Below are 20,120 nucleotides of genomic sequence, written 5' to 3' on the forward strand. Positions count from 1 at the left end.
TGGAGCTTCAGGCGGCCGTGGTTCAAGCCGCCGTGGTTCAAGCCGCCGGGGTTCAAGCCGCGGTAGGCGCGCCGGCGTAGGGCCGCGCATCCGTGGGCACGTCGATCACGAAAGAGGTGCCGTCTTCGCCCGAGCTGGACATCAGGACGCTGCCTCCATGCGCCTCGGCCACGCGCCGCACATAGGCCAGGCCAACGCCCCAACCCTCGCCCGTGCTTTCCGCCAGGCTCCGGCCGCCGGCGCGGCGGTACAGCTGGAAGATGCTCTCGCTGTTTTCCGGCGCGATCGGCGGGCCCGCGTTGTGCACCATCAGCTGCACCCGCTCGATCGTGGTCGACACCGTGACGCGGATGGGAACCACCCGGTCGCCGTACTTGATCGCGTTGTTGACCAGGTTCTCGAGCGCGCGCTGCATCGCTTCGCGGCACCACCAGCCCTCGACCGGATCGGGGCCGGCCGCCAGTTCGATCGGATGAAAGGCCTCCGCCGACTGGACCACGTCGCGCACCAGGGCCACGATGTCGAGGCGCTCGATGTGCAGGCGTACCGGCCCGGTCCTGGAGAAGGCGATGCGGTCGAGCAGTTCGCGCGTCATGCCGTCGATGCGCTGGGTGCTGGCGACGATCTTCTCGGCGAAGCGGCGCACGCCGGCATCAAGCGAGGTGTGGTTGATCATCTCGGCCGCCAGCTGGGCGGTGGATAGCGGCGTGCGCAGGTCGTGCGCCATCGCGGCGACGAACTGCTCGCGCAGGGCCGCCTGCACCACGGTGAAGGCGTTGGCGCTTTCGCGGATGGTGGCGTCGATGTGGGCGCCGAGCATGGCGCGCTGGCCATCCTCGAGCTCGACGCCATGATGCGCCAGTTCACGGAACAGCACGTCGCGAAAGACCTGCAGCTCGTGGATGAGGGCGGTGGCGTCGTAGCTCGTCATGCGCGCGCGCTCGCCGCCATGCTCGCCAGCCAGGGCCCCGAGCTCGCCGACCATGCGCGCCGCATAGCTGGGCGTGAGCAGCGCGGCCAGGGTGTCGAAATAGGCAGGCAGCGTGTTCTCGGCAATCGGCAGCGCCAGGTCCTTCGCCTGCGGCACCACGCGGCGCACCTCCTCGATCCAGGCCTGCACGACCTGGCCGCGCAGGGCCACGATCGCCCGCGTGATCGGCGAGAGGTCGGGGTCGTCGGGGGACAGGTGTCCGGTGAGGTTTGCACTCATTGCCGTGGAGAGCGATCGCGTTGTCAAAGAAGAACGTGATTGCAGTCTACACGACGGCTTTCCGACGCGGCGCGTCGATCGGCGACGGCGGAGCTATCGGCTCATCTTATAGATGAGCTCGCAATATCGGCAAAGCTGATGAATGGCTCAGTGCGCCGTCTTCAGGTAGGCCATGTATTTCGCCACGCCGGTGGCCACGTCGGTGAACGGCTCGGCGTAGCCGGCGGCGCGCAGGGACGCGATGTCGGCCTGGGTGAAGCTCTGGTACTTGCCCTTGAGCTTGTCCGGGAAAGGCAGGTATTCCAGCAGGCCCTGCGCGACGATCTGCTCGAGCGACAGCGGCGCACCGCCAACATTGGCAAGCGCATTCACGGTGGCCACGGCCAGGTCGTTGAAGGGCTGGGCGCGGCCGGTGCCGAGGTTATAGACGCCGCGCTTGTCCGGGTGATCGAGGAAGAACAGGTTTACCTTCACCACATCTTCCACGTAGATGAAGTCGCGCATCTGGGTGCCGGCCTCATAGCCCTCGTTGGCGCCGAACAGCTTGACCTTGCCCTCTTGCTGGAACTGGTGGAACTGGTGGAAGGGCACCGACGCCATCGTGCCCTTATGGCCTTCCAGCGGGCCGTACACGTTAAAGTAGCGCAGGCCGACGACCTGGGCGCCGCTGTCCATGCCGTGCTGCTGCCAGTGGCGCCGCAGGTACTGGTCGAACAGGAATTTCGAGTAGCCGTAGACGTTCAGCGGACGCTCGTGCCGGCGCTCTTCCCTGAACACGCTGCCGCCGCCATACACGGCCGCCGACGAGGCGTAGATGAAGGGAATGCCTTCGCGCTGGCAGAATTCGAACAAGGCGATGGTGTAATCGTAGTTGTTCTTCATCATGTAGCGCCCGTCGGTCTCCATGGTGTTGGAGCAGGCGCCCTGGTGCAGCACGCTTGAAAACTTGCCGTCGAATTCGCCGGCCTTCAGGCGCACCAGGAAGTCTTCCTTGTCGGCGTAGTCGGCCAGTTCGGCATCGACGATGTTGAGGAACTTCTCCGGACGCGACATGTTATCCACCGCGAACACGCTGAAGGGCATGCGGCTCGATAATGCATGGACCAGGTTGGCCCCGATGAAGCCTGCTGCGCCAGTTACCAAAATCATTGTCACCCTCTTTTCGATTCGTTCAGGCTGCGGCCAAGATAGGCTGCAGCGGTTGCCACACGTCGGTGGGCAGGATCTGTTTCATGCAGTTCTGGTGGCCCAGCGGGCACTCGCGCTGCTGGCAGGGCGAGCATTCGATGTGCAGCCACAGCACCTCCGCCAGAGTCGACAAGGGCGGCGTGTGGCGCGGGTCGGTCGGTCCGTAGATGGCCACCACCGGGCGGCCCAGCGCGGCGCCGATGTGCATCAGGCCCGAGTCGTTGGTCACCACCACGGCCGCGCGCGAAATCAGGGCGATCGCCTCGCTCAGCGAGGTGGAGCCGGCAAGATTGTGCGCCTGCGGCACGATGGCCGTGATCTCGTCGCACACGGCGCGGTCTTTCGGGGAGCCGAGCAGCAGGATCTGCGCGTCCGGCCGGTTCGCGCGGATCGTTTGCGCCAGCTCGGCAAAGTAGGACGCCGGCCAGCGCTTGGCGGGCCCGAACTCGGCGCCGGGCGCGAACGCCACGTAGGTGCCCGTCGGCAGCCCCAGGCGGGCAATGGCCGCATCGGCCTGTTCCGGCGCCGCCACCATCGCGGGCTCGGGCAGCTTTTCTGGTCGCGGCAGGTGGCGCACCGGCGCGTCCGCCAGCGCGGCGTAGAACTGCGCCATCGGGCGCGGCGCGGCCTTGTCGTCATGGTGCATCACGTTGACCAGGCCATAGCGCATCTCGCCCTTGTAGCCGACGCGCCGCTTGATCCCGGCCAGCCAGGGGATCAGGGCGAACTTGAGCGTGTTCGGCAGCACGTAGGCGTCGGCATAGCCGCGCGCCCGCAAGAGCTTCGCGAAGGCCTTGCGCTCCTTCCACTGCAGCGCACCGTGCTTGAAGGGCGATTCGATGACCTCGTCGACCTCGAGCATCGCGCGCCACACCGGCGCCACCCAGGTGGGCGCCAGCACGTCGATCGGGCGCTCCGGGTGCTGCTCGCGCAGGCGGCGCAGCAGCGGCTGCGCCATGACGGCGTCGCCGATCCAGTTGGGGGAAATGACTAGCGTGCGCAACATGGTCCTTCGTGTCCCTGCTTCCTGCAATGGTGATCCGGGATTATAGCAATCGCAGCCGCCACCCGGCGGGGCCGGCTTCCAGGCGATGGGTCAGACCAATGCGCTCCAGGAAAAATTCATCGTGCGAGACCACCAGCAGCGCGCCGGCGTAGCTGTTCAGCATCGCTTCCAGCGCCTCGAGCGAGGCCAGGTCGAGGTGGTTGCCCGGCTCGTCCAGCAGGAGCAGGCGTGCCGGCGGATCGGCATACAGGGCGCAGGCCAGCGCCGCCTTCAGGCGTTCGCCGCCGCTCAGCTGTCCCGTGGGCTGCGCTACCTTGTGCGCGTCCAGCCCGAGCTGGGCCAGCCAGGTGCGCAGCCGGTCCTGTCCTGTGGTCCGGTTACGCTCCAGCAGCTGGGCGATGGTGCTGCGCTCCGGGTCGAGCGTGCCGAGGCCCTGGTCGAGCCAGGCGCAGGCCGGATCGCGCCTGACCTGCCCGGCCGGCGCCGCCAGTTCGCCCGCGGCCAGCTTCAGCAGGGTCGACTTGCCGCAGCCGTTCGGACCCGTGATGCCGATGCGTTGCCGGCCGGTGACGACCAGGCTCAGGCGCCGCAAGGCGGGCGCGGTGAACGGCAGTTCTGCGTCGACCAGCTCGAGGACGCGGCGCTGCGCCGCGCCGCCGCCCTCGGCCACATGCAGGCGCACGGTGCTGTCTTCGCACAGGGCCTGCGCCGCCTCGCGCACGCGCAGCTTGTGCTGCTGCCGTGCTTCCTCGTGCTGCCGGCGCAGGCGCCCGCTGCTGTTTTCGCTGCGCTCTTTCTGCCGTCCCAGCAGGACCTTGGCCTGGTTGGCGGTCTTGCCGTCGCGCGCGCCCTGCGCCTGGCGGCGCGCCTGGCGTTCGCGCTGCTCGCGCATGGCGCGCTCCTCGTGCAGCATGGCCTGGCGTGCGTGCTCGACGCCGCGCAGCGCGCTGTCCTGCTCGGCGGCGCGCGCCTGCACATAGAAGTCGTAGTTGCCGCCATAGCTGCGCAGCCCCTGCGGCGACAGCTCGACGATGCGCGCCATTTGCCCCAGCAGGGCGCGGTCGTGGCTGACCACGATCAAGCCGCCCTTCCAGCCGCGCAGCTGTGCGGCCAGGGCGTGGCGGCTCGGACCGTCGAGGTGGTTGGTGGGCTCGTCGAGGATCAGGAAGTCCGCCTCCGACAGCATGGCGCCGAGCAGGGCCACCCGCATCGCTTCGCCGCCGCTCAGCCTGTCGGCAGGCGTGACGGCGTCGAGGTGGGCCAGGCCGGCCTGGTCGAGGGCGTGCCGCAGGCGCGCCGGCAGGTCCCAGCGCTCGCCGACCAGCGCAAAGTCGGCCTCGTCCACGCTGCCGGCATCGATGCGCGCCAGCGCCGCGAGCACGTGCTGTACGCCGGCGAGCAGGGCCAGCGTGCCCTCCCGGGCCGCGTCGACCTGCTGGGAGAGGTAGTGCACCCTGCCTTCCCGGATGCAGCGGCCGGACGACGGCGCCAGGATCCCGGCCAGCAACTGCGCCAGCACGCTTTTTCCCACGCCATTGCGGCCTACCAGGCCGGTGTGGCGCAGATCGAAGTGTTCGGACAGCCCGGACAGCAGGGTCGTGCCGTCGGGAAGAATGAAAGATGCGCTGTCGAGCGCAAGGCAAGGATGCGTCATGAATACCTCCAAGGATGCCGGAACTCCCCTGCTTGCTAGGGGAAGGTGGGAGAACTGGCCGTCTGCTGGACGGCGGCATCAATGGCGCATCGGACGAACCCTCGCAAAGGAAATGTGCTGGAATGATATCAAAGAATGCATCGGCAAGGCCAGCGCAAGCCCGAGCTCAAGCCCGTCAGGATGTCGACATGCCCGGCCCATCGACAAGCCGGGCGACCACACAGGTCTGGCGTGCATGGATCGCCCTCGCGGCTTTCGTGTTCGGCCTGTTCGCGCCAGCGCTGCGCAGCGCACCTGGGTGCTGGAGGCGCGCTATGACCTGTGAGCGGCGCGCCCGGTCTTCAGCACACGGTGCCGCCGGTTTCCGGGATGGGAATGCCGTGCAGCGCGTTGCGCCAGCTGTTGCCGATGTTCCCGCACACCATCCGGCAGAAGGACGCGGCCTGCTGCTGCAGCATGTGCTGGTGGTTCGACTGCAGGAACTTGCCGAGCGCCTCGTACAGGTCCCACATCACCTCTTCGGTGTCGTGGGCGCCTAGCTTCATCGGAATCAGGGTGTCCGGATTGAGCATGGCGGCGCGCAGGGCCTCGATCATGTCCGCTACCGGCATCTTGCGCCAGGTGACAGCGAGCCGCGGCACGTGGTGGAAGATGTGGCGGAAGTAGATGCGGTTGTGCGCGTAGGCATCCCAGTAGGCCTTGCCGCGCGCGGTTTCGCCGAGGAAGGCTTCGAAGCGGCCGAGCAGGGTCTCGGTGGGCGGACGTACCGGATCGCTGGAAGTGAGGACGGTGACGCCAAAAGCGTCGGTGATGCGGTCGATGGGCGTGGCGACGCCGATCCGGTTGCCCTCCGGCGTCTTGCCCCACAACAGGCCAACCACCAGGTTGTGGTCTTCGTCGATCGGGTGGACGATGGCGGCGCCGGAATCGCCGTGATCGACGAACTCGTCGCCCCGGCCATCGATGAACAGCATGTCCTGGAAGCGCTCGAGGTTGGCGGCCACCCCGCTGTACTGGATGCCCGTCACGCTGCCGTGGGTCAGGCCAGTGGAGGCGCCGCGTTTCGCGATGGGGTAAGGCAGCTCGTCCTTGCCGACCTCACGGGTGCCGGTAATGGCGCCGATCTCGCGGATAGTCGCCAGGCCGGCATCGTGGTAGTAGTCGAGGCTGGCGATGGCGGCGTCCATCTGCGAGCAATCCTGCACCTCGACGGTCGAACCGATCTCGTCGCATTTCGCCTTGGACGGCTGGTACACCGTGGTGTCGAGGTCGCCCAGCACATGGGCCGCGGACAGCGCGTAGCAGCTGCCGTCCGCTTTTTTCACGATGCAGCCGAGGGTGCCGAAGGAATAGCCTGCGCTGAGCTTGGTGCCACCCACGAGCGGGCGGTACTTGCTGTTGTCCTCGTACATGGCGCGCCGTTCCGACGTGGCGTCGCAGCGGATGATGGGTGCGTGCTCGATCACGTCGGTCGGGAAGCCATCGACGTCGAGCGGGATCTGCTCGTCCGGGGGAATGGCATCCAGGCTTCGCTTGCGCGCAAGATGGATGCAGATGGCCAGCCGGCCGGTGGGCTTGCCCTTGACCCGCTTCACACCGATGCTCGTTCCGTGCACCCCGGGAATGGTCATCGCGGTGGCGTGGAAGTACTCCTTCGCCTGCTTCAACTGCTCGAACGTCATCTCGTCCATCGTCGCTCTCCCCTTAGAAAGAAACGCCCGTTAAATTATTGTTGACTACTAAAGTGTCAATTTAGCATTAACGTATGGACGAGTCACCGTATATTTACGCGCGTGGCATGACCGCAAGATCATCAAGGCGCGGCAGGGTCTCCGGTCGCGGCAGTCGCGCGCGTATCGAAGACCGGCCGGAACAGCGGTACAAGCACCTTGTTGCCGGTTTCGCTCATGTGGCCGTGGTCATAGAACAGCAGGATACCGTCGCGGCTTGCGCTGCAGCGGTCCCCCTCGCACATCGCCGGCAAGGGATCGAGCACCCGGATGCCGCAGCGCCGCTGCGCCTCGTCCTGGGCTTTCCATACCCAGCCATTGCGCGCGAGGTAGGCGGCGCGCGACACCGACACCTCGGCATCCAGGCCCCAGGCCATCCGGCGCGACATAAAGCGGGGAACGTCGACCGGCATTTCCGGCAGTGGACGCACCATATACACCGGGCGCTCCCGGGCCAGTGAACAGGCCATGTTCACCAGTTCATCGCTGAAACGCTGGAGAAATGCCGGCGTCGTGCGCTCGGCGGGGCGATCGCCGAAAAACACTTCCGGCACCCCTGTCGCCGCGCCGGACTCCTGCGGCCCCATGGCGTAGCGCGCGTAACGGCCGATCAGGATCACCGGCACGTCAGGGGGAGCCTCGCGCAAGCGTGCGCCGACCCAGGTATTGAACCCGGCGCAATCGGCCTCCTTGCCGAAGCGGTCGGGACGGACCTGCCGCATCGACGGCAAATAGATGCAGCCATCGTAGGACCATTGCTGCACCCCTTTTCCGACAGCGGCGCCGGCCTGCGCGATCGCCGACACCATGCCGGACACGTGGCTGTCGCCGATGACGATGGCGTTCCGTTGCGGCGCCCCAAAGATGCAGCCGGGCGACGTGTGACCGGCGCGCTGGTGGCAGCGCTTGCGGTCGGGGTGAAAATCCTTCGCGGCCGCGGCGACGCGCTCGACCTCGGCCGGAAAGCGTCCGGCAATGCCGCCGCCCTGCCAGACGTAGGCTGCCGGGACCGCGGTGAGCACGGCGGCGGCGCCGATCGCCAGGAACGCCGGCCGTAGCCGCATTCGCCCCAGCACGCGCCGCGCCGGCCCCTCGACCAGTACATACGACAGCGCACCCAGGCCGAGGCTGAGCAGCACGCCGAGCGCCGCCCATCCGCCATGGTGCTGCCAGCCGCCATAGGCCAGCGCCACCACGACAGGCCAGTGCCACAGGTAGATCGAATACGAGCGGTCGCCCAGCCACTGCGCGACGGGGTGGCGGGTCAGGACGACGGGACGGTTGGCAGCCAGCACCAGCATCGCGCCGGCAACCGGCAGCGCTGCCCGCCAGCCCGGCCACGGCGTGGCGCCGCTGAACGCCAGCACCGATGCAGCGATCAGGCTCAGCCCGGACCAGGCGGCAAGCCTGCCCATCGTCCCCTGCCCCGTTCGATCCCTGCTCCACAGGAAAACCAGGGCGCCGGCCAACATTTCCCAGGCGCGGGTGTGCAACAGGAAGAAGGCCGCGCTCGTGTCGCGTTCCGTCACCAGCACCGAGGCCGCCAGCGATACGGCGAGCGCGGCGCCGCACACCCACGCCAGGGTCGACCGTGCCGGACGCAGGCGCCAGGCCAGCAGCAGCACGATCGGGAAGATCAGGTAGAACTGCCACTCGACCGACAGCGACCAGGTGTGCAGAAGCCATTTCTCGTGCGAAGCAGCATCGAAATAGCCGGCGTCCTGCCAGAACTTGACGTTGGTGAAGAACAGGATGCTGTACACGGCATGGGTGCCGAGTACACGGTAATCAGGTGGCAGCAGAAGAGCGTATCCGAGCACGAGCAACACCGCGAGCAGCGCCAGCAGCGCAGGAAGGATGCGCTTGGCCCGTGCGAGGTAGAACTGCCAGAGGGAGAAGCTTCCCGACTCAAGTGCCCTGGTAACGATCCCGGCCATGAGGAAGCCGGAAATGACGAAGAACACGTCGACGCCGATGAAACCGCCGTTGAAACCGGGGACCTTGAAATGGAAGAGCACAACGGCGGCGACCGCCCACGCGCGCAGGCCGTTGATGTCGGCGCGGAATCGGGAGGCGGGTGTGGCGTGAGGGAGGGACACTGCGTCGGTTTCTCGTTTCATGTCGGCTTGTCTCGATGGAGCACCCGCGGTGCTTCAGGGATTGCGACGAGTGGTGCTGCGTGTGCGTGCACTCCATGCAATATGAGGGCTGCTTGTTACAGGAGCGTTGCATGGCACGGCTGGCGAAGGCTTCGCATTCCATGACCAAGGACACACGCCCTCCGTTTGCTTCACCTGCAATAATAACAAGCCAACTCAGCCGAGCGCCATCCATTTACATTTTGTAAAGAAGCGGTACTGATAAAAGGGAGAGCCCACGGCTTGCCTTTCCCCTTGTGTTCCCGGCAGATAGCGAGACCTTATTCATCGGCAGCCGCTACAGCTCCTGCGGCTGCGGCGTCCCCGCAATACATCCTGTACCAGGCAGGCAGCGCTACCGCAGCTGCGCTGTTCCGTACTGTCGCCCGAGTTTGCCTTTTGCCCAGTCGGCCATCAAATCGTAGAACCCTGGTGCAATCCGCGTCTGCTTGCGTGGCAGAGCGGATGCCTGCTCGTCGGTCCACATGCCGTGGCCGGCTGCGGGGAAGACAAACATGTCGATCTGTCGACCCTGTTTGCGCAGTGTCGAGAGCCGCTCCACGGTCAAGGCGATAGGCGCTTGCCGATCGTTCTCGGCCAGTGCCCACAGCTGCGGCACATCGACCTTGTCCAGCACCTGCATGGGGTCATGGGACCAGTCCACCTCTAGCTTGTCGAATTGCGGCATGCCGTGCTTGCGCAGATGGTCTGCCGGCAGTCCCAGGTACACGCCGGTGTACCCGCCCCTGATCATGGGGAACCAGGCTTCCTTGCCGAACCGGTCCTGGAAATCCGCAAGCGCGTCCAGCCCGTCCTTGTATGCGGACTTGACGAGGCGCGCCGTGATATCCGTTGCCATCCGGCCCTTGGCGACGATGTCCTCGCCATAGCCTCGCTCGCGCAACTCCATGCCGACCTTCTCCGCGTCCTGCTCGGCGATATCGACGGCCAGGCCGTAGCCAATGCCGATGAATTCCGCCCCGGCGCGCGCCGCCGCGAGCGATGCGATCCACCCTCCCTGGCTCAGGCCAACCGGACCGAAACGTCCGTAGCGGCCCTGCGCCATCCGCCTGGCTTCGCGCGCCGCCGCGACCAGGTCGTCGGCCAGGCGCGGAAAGTTCTGCGTATATTCGCCTCCGGACAGTCCCGTGCCGCGCTTGTCGTAGATGAATACCGACACGCCCCGCCCCACCATCTGGTAGGGATCACGCGCGTGATCGATCCAGGCGCTGTCTTCGGAGCCGTGTGCGTAGACGACGAGCGGCGTGTGCTTTCTTGCGCCCGGGGCTTCCATCAGGCGTCCAGCGAGCGTGATGTCGTTCGATGCGAATCGCGCATTCGTCTCGGTGATGGCGGCTTTCGGCCAGATGTCCTTGCTTCCTATGCGCACGACGTTCTGTCCGCACGTGACCAGCGCGTTCGCATCCTGTGTGCTGCCGGCGGTTCCGTCTGAAGGTGTAGTCGAATCCATTGGCCGCTTTCGTCAGGGCGACGAACTTCGCGGTGTCGTTTCGGAAGATACCGGTTTCACAAGGCGCCGGTTCAAATGCGCGAGCAACGATGGGCGGTCGGCCCGCCGCGACGCGCGCGTCGAGCGTTGTACGTGCCGCTGACGCCGCCGGCACGCTTCCGACGGTGATAGCGACGAACGCTGTCAGCAAGGCTGGCCTGCGCAGCATGGACGATTCTGCTTTCATGGTTTCGCCAATGGACAAGTAGAGAAAATGATAAGCACTGTCGTCATGGCATGGTATTGGGATGCGACGAACTTGGGAAATGGACGACTCAACCAGGTATTCGGATGCTCGGCCTTGAAATAAGTGCGTAGCGCAGTGCACGTGCCGCACTTCGTCTACATTCCATTAGGCCGTGGCCGCGATACGGGGGACTCGCCTCACTCTGCGGGACCAAAGTTTGGTTGCACATCTTTATTCGAATCCCTGCTCAAAGCCGGTAGAGTCCTGCTCTCGCTCGTACGTGCCAGATCGGGAAAGTATCTATATTCTTGCGAACGCTGGCACAAGAACCGATATCTATTCGGGCACGACACTCTAGCTATTCTCATTGCTTCTTGCAGCCTTGATACTGCCGAAAATCTGCGACTGAACCATCTTTTGCTGGAAAAGCAGCAAGGAGCCTTCATAGGATAGATGCCCTGCATCACGATACAAACTGGCATCTCCAATACGGGTACGGCAGAATTTTTCGTCACACAGAACCGCATCGAATCGTACGATGCTCAACTGCTTGCTTGTCTCGATTTTGTCGAGCAAGGAGATGATTGCCTCACTCTGCTTTTTGTACTTGGATACTTCGATCCTGCAGTCGGCATCGACACCGCTGACCCAGAGCCCGCGCTCGCGGCGCTCGATGCACCGCGCAATATCGAACCCGGCTTGTGGTGGAGGTGCAATGAACATTACATGCCGTCCGAGCATGCGTATCGCGTCAACGGTACGTGCCAGTCCAGCGTATGCCAGTTGTGCATTGCCTTTGGAAGGAGAGTACCCATTGCCTTGGGAATTACGCTCTAAAACGCCCCCGCCCTTCGTGTATTGTTGCAAGGGGCTGGACAACACGACAGTCCTTATCTCCGGGTTTGCCTTCAAGAAGGAAAGAACGGTGTCATTAAATTCAATACAATCTCGCGCCCATTGTTCACTGTTATACTCAATCGATGCGAGTCCGAGCAATGGGCCACAGCGTGATTTTGTCGCTTGAATTAACTTCCCGCGAAAAATTTGTTCTTGAGCCAAGCCAGGAACGATGTGCATAGCGTACGAATCGCCCCACACAAGCACACTCGGCTTCGAAGAGTCCTGGCATTCACGAGCTAGTGCAAAAGCGGATGTTGATGTTGCACATACGGGTGAGAAGCCCACATTCGGACGCTGGGCGTGAGCAAAATCCTTATCATTCGAGACAGTTGACAGGTATGCCTGAGTCAAACCAAACACGACCACGGCAGACGTTAGCAAAGCATGCAAGGAATACCGGGGCAATGGGACCGATATATTTCTATAGGGGTTCTCAATATACCGGTTAAGTGCCCAGGCAGCGATAAACGAGGCTCCCACAAGCAGAATACGCACTACATATTGAAAGGGCTGATTGTGGTCGAAAACGATGTTATTGTAAAAAGCAAAAATCGGCCAGTGAACCAGATACAAGGAATAGGATATATCGCCGATTTTACCAAATATGTCAACCACAATCCCGCGCTGGAAGGCTTGGTAATGCGCCAGTATGATGACAAGCGTGCCGATGCAAACTAATACAGCCTGTGGTCCGGGATGGTATAGAACCGGCTTGGCAAATAAACAAATCAGCAAACCGACGAGACTGAACAAAGCCAACTTTCTAGCAATGCTTTTAATCCAATCGATATTTACCAAAAAGGCCCCGATGGAACCGCTTAGCAACTCCCAGGCACGACTGGGAAGAAGATAGAATGCAAATGCCTCGTTCTTATTGTAGAAGCACAGTGTAAAACTCGCGATCGTCAGGATGAGCAAAGACGGCAGCCAAAGCCGCCTGGGTAGAAACAGGAAGAAGGCTGGAAGAACGAAGTAATATTGTTCCTCGATTGCTAAGGACCAGACATGGAGCAAAGGTTTTAGCTCAGCTGCTCCTGAGAAATACCCAGACTGATTCATCAAAACGAAATTCGCGGTGAATGTCAGCGCACCAGCAAGTTGCTCCCAAAAGTCCTTGAGCTCTTGCGCAGAAAGCACCACTGGAGCAAGCAATGCGGTGAACAGAAAAGTCACCACAGCCGCTGGCAATAGCCTCCTGGCTCTTCGAATCAAGAATTCTTTATATTTGAAGCTATTTTCGTCGATAGCTCTTTTGATCAGTTCTGTGATGAGGAACCCTGACAGCACGAAAAAAATGTCAACCCCGAGAAATCCCCCATCGATCGAGCCGATTTTTGCATGGTATAAGATTACAGCGAGCACAGCCAAGCCTCGCAGCGCTTGGATATCGACGCGGGTACTCGTATGGACGTGAGACATATGGAGATGGCAATAAATTTGAAGATATTGCCCTATAGAATCATACAGCGCAACCAAAGTCCCACATTATTTCGTACTACTTGTCACTTTTACGACGCTTAGGGTGTGCTGGACAGGCATCGTGGTGGTGGCTGTGGATGGGATACATGGCATAGTTTCGAATCCCCCACGCAGGGCCCGCAGGGGCTCTGCTTCTATCCGCCAGGAAACAATGCAAAAGACAATCCCGGGGTTGTCGAGTTCCATGCTGTCCGTGGCAGCGCCATTAGGGCTTCGCCCACGTTCCGCGGGCCCGCCTCGCCCTGCAGGGCGACGGCTTTTCCCCACGCAGGGCCCGCAGGGGCCCTACCTCTCTCCGCCATGAAACAATGCAAAAAGGCAACCCTCGGGTTGCCTTTTTGCATTGTTTCATGGCGGAGAGAGGGGGATTCGAACCCCCGGTAGGCTATGAACCTACACACGCTTTCCAGGCGTGCGACTTAAACCACTCATCCATCTCTCCTGATGGGTCTCGTGTATCCACGAAGCCGCCTATTATAACAAGGATTCTCTTCTATACAAGACTGTTCCGCCATCCCTCATGACGCACGCTCAGCCGGCCAGCGGCGACGCCATGGCCCCAACACCTTGCGCACCGGGTTCAGTTGCGTCCCAAGCTCATCTTCTTCTACCAGTAAACGCCGCTTCAGGTGACGCAGCGGGACTTGCACCGGAGACTTAGACAGGCCGGTCTTGACCGCGATCGTTTGCAGGCTCGCCGGCACGGCGTCGCGGCCGAGTGCCTCGGCGCCGTGGAGCAGGTAGAGATAGACGACAAAGGCGGCCGGACGGCGGTCGTGCCCGACCAGGTCGGGCATCAGGACGTCGAACACGTAGACATCGAGAGAAGAATGGCGGGTAGTCATGAATACTATAGTTATAAAACGCACACTCAGCCGCGAGTCTGCCACGATAATGCTCGCCACGACAACCACAAGCTGTCTTCCATGATCACGCAACTGAAATTCGTCAGCATCCCCGTCTCCGACCAGGACCGCGCCCTCGCCTTCTATACCGAGAAGCTCGGCTTCGACATTTCGACCGACCAGCCGATGGGCCCCGGCAAGCGCTGGATCGAGATGCGCATCGGTTCCTCCGGCACGCGCGTCGTGCTGTTCACGCCGGACGGCCAGGAAGACCGCGTCGGCAGTTTCTTCAACGGGTCTTTTGCCTGCGATAACGTCGAAGCAAGCTACCGCCAGCTGAGCGGACGCGGCGTCGAGTTCGTTGAGCCGCCGACCGTGCAGCCCTGGGGATCGTTCGCCAAGTTCCGCGACCCGGCCGGCAATACCTTCGTGCTGTCGTCTTCCTGATACAGGCTTCACGCGCAGCGCATAAAAATCGCGCCTCCAGGGCGGCATTGCCGTTTTTGCCCTGAGCTGAAGTGGTTTCCTCAACCGGCATTACTGGCCCGGTGGTATCGTTGCCCGAACTTAACTCTTCAGCACGATACGCTGTGAAACGCAAAGTCCTGTATTACCTCGTCTTCACCGTCGCGGCAGCGGGCGCTGCCGCCGGGAGCTGGCTCGTCAGCCTCAAGTCCCCCTCGCCACCGGCCGCTACGGCGCCTGCCAGCCCAGTTATGGATGTCAGCGCCATCTCGCCCGACATGAAGACCATGCTGGCTGCCTACCGCAAGATCATCGTGCTGACGCAGGACGAAGCGGCGCTCTCCAGCGAGGAACGCGCCCAGGCCAACCGGGTCGGGCAGCAGCTGTTTCACGAGAACCAGGAGCGCGGCGCCAGGGTCGACGCCGCCCTCGCCCGGCTGCTGGCCTCGAACAATCCGGGCCGCTTCGATGCCCTCGGCGCCGTGCTCGACTACGTCGAGTCCGGCGAAGGCCTGTACGACGCCGACCGCCTTGCCTACCGCGAGCTGATGCAATCGCTGCTGGCGCAGGTGGCCAAGGATTTGTCGCTGCCGGCGATCAAGCTGCACAAGCGCATCTCGGAAGACCTCGATGCGCTGGCTGAAATCGAGCGCAACTATGAGAAGGAAATCCGCGCCGTGTTCGGACGCTTCGAGTCGCGCTCCATCCAGCTCAAGCGCGAGAAGTGGGAAAGCTACGTCGCCTACCTGAAGACGCTCTACCGGCGCGACAGCATCCTCAAGGAATACGGCGTGGTCCTGCCCTACCCGGCCAGGCCCGATGTGCCCGCGCCTCCCGTGCCCTCGACCGTGGGGGCGGAAGAAGGAGAGATCTTTGGCAAGACGCTGCCGAAGAAGACCGTCGTGCTGACCTTCGACGATGGCCCGCACCGCCGCTACACCGAGGAGATCGCGGCCATCCTCAAGCAGTACAACGCGCCCGCAATCTTCTTCAGCGTCGGCCGCAACATCGGCTCGCTCGATGCGCAGGGCAAAGCCAAGCTGGGCGGCGGCGCGGAGGTCATGCGGCGGCTGAAGCAGTCGGGCTATGTGCTGGCGAACCACAGTTTTTCGCACGCCCAGCTCTCGAAACAGAGCGGCGACGGCCTGAAGGCCGAGATCATGAACACGGACACGCTGCTCAAGGCCGTCGACCCGCAGAGGTCGAGCCTGTTCCGCTTCCCCTACGGCGCGCGCAACCGCGAAGGCATGCAGGCGCTGGAACGTGCGCAGCTGAAGTCGATGATGTGGAACATCGATTCGCTCGACTGGGCAGACCCGGTACCTTCCTCCATCGCGGACCGCGTGCTGCGCAGCGTCGACAAGGAAGGCCGCGGCATCATCCTGTTCCACGACATACACGAGCGCACCGTCAAGGCGCTGCCGGGCATCCTCGAGCGCCTCACGGCCGAGGGATACCAGTTCGCCGGCTGGGATGGCGAACGCTTCACGGTGTCCGGCGCAGGCGCGCCCGCGCCGGTGCAACGCACGGCTGCGACCGGCTATGCCAATTCGTGGGCCATCGTGGTGGGCATCGACAAGTACCAGAAATGGCCGCAGCTCCAGTATGCAGTGCGCGATGCCGAGGGAGTTAGACAGCTCCTGGTGCAAAAATTCGGTTTTGCGCCGGAGCGCGTGATCACGCTCAAGAACGAGCAGGCGACGCGCACCGGCATCCTGGCCGCCTTCCACGATCGGCTTGCGCACGGCAACCTGCAGCCGAACGACCGCATCTTCGTGTTCTTCGCCGGCCATGGCGCTACGCGCAAGCTCAGCTCGGGGCGCGACCTCGGCTACATCGTGCCGGTCGATGCGGATCCGGACAAGCTGGCCACGGATGCGATTCCGATGACCGAGATCCAGAACATTGCCGAGAGCCTGCCGGCCAAGCATGCGCTGTTCGTCATGGACGCCTGCTACAGCGGCCTCGGCCTGACGCGCGGTGCGGCGAATGCCTCCTTCCTGCGCGATAACGCCAGGCGCCTGGGCCGCCAGATGCTGACGGCCGGCGGCGCCGACCAGCTGGTGTCGGATGGCGGGCCCAACGGACACTCGGTATTCACCTGGACGCTGCTGCAGGGCCTCGGCGGCAAGGCCGACCTGAACGGCGACAGCCTGATTACCGGCACCGAGCTGGCGGCCTATGTGGCGCCGGCGGTGTCGAGCGTGTCGCAGCAGACGCCGGCCTTCGGCAGCCTGCCGGGATCGGAGGGCGGCGAATTCGTGTTCGAACTGCCGGAGGAGAGCGAATTCCTGGAGTCGAACACGGCGCAGTTGTCGAGCGATGCAATTGCGCTGAATACCAGGCTCGATGCGCAGGCGTCGGCGCCGGCAGGCACGGTGGTGGTCAAGGACTTGCAGGGTGGCGAGACCAGGATCACGGCGCCGGCGGCGGTGCCGGTGTCGAACCGCCAGAAGGCGCAGCGGGCCAACGACCAGGGGCTGTTGCTGTACAAGGAAAAGCAGTATGCGGCGGCGGAAGCGCAGTTTACCGAGGCGCTCAAGCTGCGGCCGAACTTTGCGCTGGCGGCAAACAACCTCGGCTTCGTATTCTACAAGCAAGACAGGTATGCCGAAGCGGCGCGCTGGTTCGAGAATGCGGTGAAGATGGATCCGTCGCGGGCGATCGCGTACCGGAACCTGGGAGATGCGTACGCACGTGGTGGAGAGCAGGAGAAGGCGAAGGGGGCGTACAAGACCTACCTGGCGCTGGCGCCGACGGGCTCGGGCGCAACGTATGCGAAGCAGCAGCTGGAGAAATTGTAGGCGTGATTTGGTCCAGTGGACCAAATCACGCTTTGCCGTCCGCGCATCCAACTCCCGGATGCGCGGTGGCAGATCATGTCGTAGCTGAACGCGCGGTCGGCGAAGCGTGGTCCAGTACACCGGACCGGACCACCCCTACGAAAAAGCCCGCTCCTTTTGTGAGGTAGCGGGCTTTTCAACTGATGCGATGAGGTCTTACGCGCTTTCTTTCAACTGCTCCAGAATCGCCGGGTTTTCCAGCGTCGACACGTCCTGGGTGATGGTCTCGCCCTTGGCCAGCACGCGCAGCAGGCGGCGCATGATCTTGCCGGAGCGGGTCTTGGGCAGGTTGTCGCCGAAGCGGATTTCCTTCGGCTTGGCGATCGGGCCGATTTCCTTCGCCACCCAGGTGCGCAGCTCGGCCGCCAGCTTTTTCGCGTCCTCGCCGCCTGGGCGCGCGCCCTTCAGCACCACGAAGGCGCAGATCGCTTCGCCCGTGGTCTCGTCCGGTTTGCCCACCACGGCTGCTTCTGCGACCATCGGGTGCGCCACCAGCGCCGACTCGATTTCCATCGTGCCCATGCGGTGGCCCGACACGTTCAGCACGTCGTCGATGCGGCCCGTGATCGTGAAGTAGCCCGTGTCCTTGTTGCGCACGGCGCCGTCGCCGGCCAGGTAGTAGCGGCCGCCCAGTTCTTCCGGGAAGTAGCTGGTGCGGAAGCGGTCGGGGTTGTTCCAGATGGTGCGGATCATCGACGGCCACGGACGCTTGACGACCAGGATGCCGCCCTGCCCGTTCGGCACGTCGGCGCCGGCTTCGTCCACGATCGCGGTCATGATGCCCGGCAGCGGCAGCGTGCACGAGCCCGGCACCAGGGGGGTGGCGCCCGGCAGCGGGGTGATCATGTGGCCGCCGGTCTCGGTCTGCCAGAAGGTGTCGACGACCGGGCAGCGCTCCTGGCCGACGTTCTTGTAGTACCACATCCAGGCTTCCGGATTGATCGGCTCGCCCACCGAACCCAGCAGGCGCAGGCTCGACAGGTCGAAGTTCTTCGGATGCACCTTCTCGTCCACGTCCGAGGCCTTGATGAGCGAACGGATCGCCGTCGGCGCCGTGTAGAAGATCGAGACCTTGTGCTTGCCGATGGTTTCCCAGAAGCGGCCCGCGTGCGGGAAGGTCGGCACGCCCTCGAACACGACCTGGGTGGCGCCGACCGCAGTCGGGCCGTAGCAGATATAGGTATGGCCCGTGACCCAGCCGATGTCGGCGGTGCACCAGAACACGTCGCCCGGCTTGATATCGAAGGTCCACTTCATGGTCAGCGCGGCCCACAGCAGGTAGCCGCCGGTCGAGTGCTGGACGCCTTTCGGGGTGCCGGTCGAGCCCGAGGTGTAGAGGATGAACAGCGGGTGTTCCGCATCCACCCATTCCGGCTCGCAGTCGGCGGCCTGGCTGTCGACCAGTTCGTGCAGCCAGCTGTCGCGGCCTTGCTGGAAGGCGATGTCGCCGCCTGTGCGCTGGTAGACGATGACGTCGCGGATGCTGTCGCAGCCGCCCAGCGCCAGCGCCTCGTCGACGATGGATTTCAGGGGCAGCGACTTGCCGCCGCGGCGCTGCTCGTCGGCGGTGATGACGGCCACCGCGCCGGCGTCGATGATGCGCTCCTGCAGCGACTTGGCCGAGAAGCCGCCAAACACCACCGAGTGGGTGGCGCCGATGCGGGCGCAGGCCTGCATGGCGGCGATGCCTTCGACCGACATCGACATGTAGATGATGACGCGGTCGCCCTTCTTGATGCCGCGGGATTTGAGGCCGTTGGCGAATTTGCAGACACGCTCGTGCAGCTCGCGGTACGTAACGCGGGTGACGGTGCCGTCGTCGGCCTCGAAGATGATCGCGGTCTTGTCGGCGTTGCCGTTCGCGAGGTTGCGGTCGAGGCTGTTGTACGAGGCGTTCAGCTGGCCGTCGGCGAACCACTTGTAGAACGGTGCGTCGGATTCGTCGAGGGTACTGGTGAACGGCTTGTGCCAGTCGATGTTTTCACGCGCCAGGCGCGCCCAGAAGCCTTCGTAGTCGCTGGCAGCCTCGGCGCAGAGCTTCTGGTAGGCTTCCATGCCGGAGATCGCGGCCGTGCCGGCGAACTCGGCTGGTGGCGGGAACACGCGGTTTTCCTGCAGCGTGAATTCTTGATTGCTCTCGTTCTCGGCCATCATCGTCTCCATAGTAGGGTGGTTTTTACCGGACACCTTAGGGGCGCTCGCTTACTGAGCCCTTACAGAGGCTTCTTGTCGAATGCCATTCTACCAACCTTGCCGCAAAGGGGCGAAGGAAGCCCGCATGCGCGCGCCGACGGGTGTAGAATGCTCGGCTGTAATTTATCCAGCATCCAGGAGTCCGCATCGCGATGGCGCAGTTAATTCCCCCGACTGAAGCAAAAAAGCTCACCCCGCTCAACAACCTGATCTTCGCCAGCCGCTGGCTGCAGCTGCCGCTCTACCTCGGCCTGATCCTGGCGCAGTGTGTGTACGTGTTCCACTTCTGGGTAGAACTGAAGGACTTGATCGGCGCCGCGATGGGCAATGCCGCCTCGCTCGCCCACATCCTGGACGTCGTGACCGTCCCGGGCGCAACGCGTCCGACCAAGCTGACCGAAACCACCATCATGCTGGTCGTGCTCGGCCTGATCGACGTGGTGATGATCTCGAACCTGCTCATCATGGTCATCGTGGGCGGCTACGAGACCTTCGTCTCGCGCATGCACCTCGAAGGCCACCCGGACCAGCCCGAATGGCTGTCCCACGTGAACGCCTCGGTACTCAAGACGAAACTGGCGATGGCGATCATCGGCATCTCGTCGATCCACCTGCTGAAGACTTTCATCAACGCGGCGAACTACAAAGAAGAAACGATGATGTGGCAAACAATCATCCACTGCGCTTTCCTGCTGTCGGCCATGGCCATCGCCTACACCGACCGCATCGTCATGACCACGCATTCGAAACATTAAACCTCCCTGATCGAGAA

The 20,120-nt window shown here is 63.5% G+C and carries 14 protein-coding genes and 1 tRNA gene; 4 read left to right on the forward strand and 11 right to left on the reverse strand.

Features of this window, described 5'->3' with window-relative positions; all coding sequences use genetic code 11:
- Positions 1–52 precede the first annotated feature (52 nt).
- From AC56KL_RS13510 to AC56KL_RS13525, 4 genes are all read right to left on the reverse strand, one after another.
- A complete protein-coding gene (locus AC56KL_RS13510) occupies positions 53–1,210 on the reverse strand; it encodes a sensor histidine kinase (protein WP_497180679.1) in 1,158 nt (385 codons plus the stop codon).
- Between the two features lie 147 nt (positions 1,211–1,357).
- The gene (rfaD, locus tag AC56KL_RS13515) at positions 1,358–2,359 is read right to left on the reverse strand and encodes an ADP-glyceromanno-heptose 6-epimerase (protein WP_497180680.1); all 1,002 of its coding nucleotides are present in this window, start codon (positions 2,357–2,359) and stop codon (positions 1,358–1,360) included.
- Positions 2,360–2,381: 22 nt separating this feature from the next.
- Positions 2,382–3,404 carry a lipopolysaccharide heptosyltransferase II gene (waaF, locus tag AC56KL_RS13520; protein WP_497180681.1) on the reverse strand — a complete coding sequence of 341 codons (1,023 nt, stop codon included), beginning with the start codon at positions 3,402–3,404 and terminating at the stop codon, positions 2,382–2,384.
- Positions 3,405–3,444: 40 nt separating this feature from the next.
- On the reverse strand, positions 3,445–5,058 hold the full coding sequence (locus tag AC56KL_RS13525) for an ABC-F family ATP-binding cassette domain-containing protein (protein ID WP_497180682.1): 1,614 nt from the start codon (positions 5,056–5,058) through the stop codon (positions 3,445–3,447).
- Between AC56KL_RS13525 and AC56KL_RS13530 the strand changes: the two genes are divergently transcribed.
- Positions 5,057–5,383: a hypothetical protein gene (locus AC56KL_RS13530; protein ID WP_497180683.1), complete on the forward strand. Its 327-nt coding sequence runs from the start codon at positions 5,057–5,059 to the stop codon at positions 5,381–5,383. The genes AC56KL_RS13525 and AC56KL_RS13530 overlap by 2 nt on opposite strands.
- Before the next feature lie 16 nt (positions 5,384–5,399).
- Here the strand turns inward: AC56KL_RS13530 and AC56KL_RS13535 are convergent, their stop codons facing one another.
- From AC56KL_RS13535 to AC56KL_RS13560, 6 genes are all read right to left on the reverse strand, one after another.
- Positions 5,400–6,749 carry a chymotrypsin family serine protease gene (locus AC56KL_RS13535; protein WP_497180684.1) on the reverse strand — a complete coding sequence of 450 codons (1,350 nt, stop codon included), beginning with the start codon at positions 6,747–6,749 and terminating at the stop codon, positions 5,400–5,402.
- 122 nt (positions 6,750–6,871) lie between these two features.
- Complete coding sequence (locus AC56KL_RS13540) at positions 6,872–8,908, reverse strand: acyltransferase family protein (RefSeq protein ID WP_497180685.1); 2,037 nt, start codon at positions 8,906–8,908, stop codon at positions 6,872–6,874.
- A 373-nt stretch (positions 8,909–9,281) separates the two neighbouring features.
- On the reverse strand, positions 9,282–10,397 hold the full coding sequence (locus AC56KL_RS13545; RefSeq protein ID WP_497180686.1) for an alpha/beta hydrolase family protein: 1,116 nt from the start codon (positions 10,395–10,397) through the stop codon (positions 9,282–9,284).
- Between the two features lie 580 nt (positions 10,398–10,977).
- A complete protein-coding gene (locus tag AC56KL_RS13550; protein ID WP_497180687.1) occupies positions 10,978–12,942 on the reverse strand; it encodes an acyltransferase family protein in 1,965 nt (654 codons plus the stop codon).
- A gap of 411 nt (positions 12,943–13,353) precedes the next feature.
- Positions 13,354–13,444, reverse strand: a tRNA-Ser gene (locus AC56KL_RS13555).
- Positions 13,445–13,520: 76 nt separating this feature from the next.
- On the reverse strand, positions 13,521–13,847 hold the full coding sequence (locus AC56KL_RS13560) for a hypothetical protein (protein ID WP_497180688.1): 327 nt from the start codon (positions 13,845–13,847) through the stop codon (positions 13,521–13,523).
- Between the two features lie 81 nt (positions 13,848–13,928).
- Here AC56KL_RS13560 and AC56KL_RS13565 point away from each other — a divergent pair, with 81 nt between their 5' ends.
- Together AC56KL_RS13565 and AC56KL_RS13570 are read left to right on the forward strand one after the other, a co-directional pair.
- On the forward strand, positions 13,929–14,294 hold the full coding sequence (locus tag AC56KL_RS13565; RefSeq protein ID WP_497180689.1) for a VOC family protein: 366 nt from the start codon (positions 13,929–13,931) through the stop codon (positions 14,292–14,294).
- Between the two features lie 143 nt (positions 14,295–14,437).
- Positions 14,438–17,116, forward strand: coding sequence for a polysaccharide deacetylase family protein (locus tag AC56KL_RS13570; RefSeq protein ID WP_497180690.1), 2,679 nt, complete (start codon positions 14,438–14,440; stop codon positions 17,114–17,116).
- 195 nt (positions 17,117–17,311) lie between these two features.
- On the opposite strand, the gene acs is transcribed toward AC56KL_RS13570, so the two are convergent.
- The gene (acs, locus tag AC56KL_RS13575) at positions 17,312–19,306 is read right to left on the reverse strand and encodes an acetate--CoA ligase (protein ID WP_497180828.1); all 1,995 of its coding nucleotides are present in this window, start codon (positions 19,304–19,306) and stop codon (positions 17,312–17,314) included.
- 194 nt (positions 19,307–19,500) lie between these two features.
- On the opposite strand from acs, the gene AC56KL_RS13580 reads away from it, so the two are divergent.
- Positions 19,501–20,103: a TIGR00645 family protein gene (locus AC56KL_RS13580; protein ID WP_497180691.1), complete on the forward strand. Its 603-nt coding sequence runs from the start codon at positions 19,501–19,503 to the stop codon at positions 20,101–20,103.
- Positions 20,104–20,120: the final 17 nt, after the last annotated feature.

This window comes from Telluria sp. ZB4P34, from assembly GCF_059686055.1.

What these genes read in the sequence shown, in the direction of transcription:
- AC56KL_RS13535 (WP_497180684.1), bottom strand. Translation starts at nt 6,749, where the DNA reads ATGGACGAGATGACGTTCGAGCAGTTGAAGCAGGCGAAGGAGTACTTC.
- AC56KL_RS13550 (WP_497180687.1), bottom strand. Translation starts at nt 12,942, where the DNA reads ATGTCTCACGTCCATACGAGTACCCGCGTCGATATCCAAGCGCTGCGA.
- AC56KL_RS13565 (WP_497180689.1), top strand. Translation starts at nt 13,929, where the DNA reads ATGATCACGCAACTGAAATTCGTCAGCATCCCCGTCTCCGACCAGGAC.
- acs (WP_497180828.1), bottom strand. Translation starts at nt 19,306, where the DNA reads ATGGCCGAGAACGAGAGCAATCAAGAATTCACGCTGCAGGAAAACCGC.
- waaF (WP_497180681.1), bottom strand. Translation starts at nt 3,404, where the DNA reads ATGTTGCGCACGCTAGTCATTTCCCCCAACTGGATCGGCGACGCCGTC.
- AC56KL_RS13580 (WP_497180691.1), top strand. Translation starts at nt 19,501, where the DNA reads ATGGCGCAGTTAATTCCCCCGACTGAAGCAAAAAAGCTCACCCCGCTC.
- AC56KL_RS13560 (WP_497180688.1), bottom strand. Translation starts at nt 13,847, where the DNA reads ATGACTACCCGCCATTCTTCTCTCGATGTCTACGTGTTCGACGTCCTG.
- rfaD (WP_497180680.1), bottom strand. Translation starts at nt 2,359, where the DNA reads ATGATTTTGGTAACTGGCGCAGCAGGCTTCATCGGGGCCAACCTGGTC.
- AC56KL_RS13510 (WP_497180679.1), bottom strand. Translation starts at nt 1,210, where the DNA reads ATGAGTGCAAACCTCACCGGACACCTGTCCCCCGACGACCCCGACCTC.
- AC56KL_RS13525 (WP_497180682.1), bottom strand. Translation starts at nt 5,058, where the DNA reads ATGACGCATCCTTGCCTTGCGCTCGACAGCGCATCTTTCATTCTTCCC.
- AC56KL_RS13540 (WP_497180685.1), bottom strand. Translation starts at nt 8,908, where the DNA reads ATGAAACGAGAAACCGACGCAGTGTCCCTCCCTCACGCCACACCCGCC.
- AC56KL_RS13545 (WP_497180686.1), bottom strand. Translation starts at nt 10,397, where the DNA reads ATGGATTCGACTACACCTTCAGACGGAACCGCCGGCAGCACACAGGAT.
- AC56KL_RS13530 (WP_497180683.1), top strand. Translation starts at nt 5,057, where the DNA reads ATGAATACCTCCAAGGATGCCGGAACTCCCCTGCTTGCTAGGGGAAGG.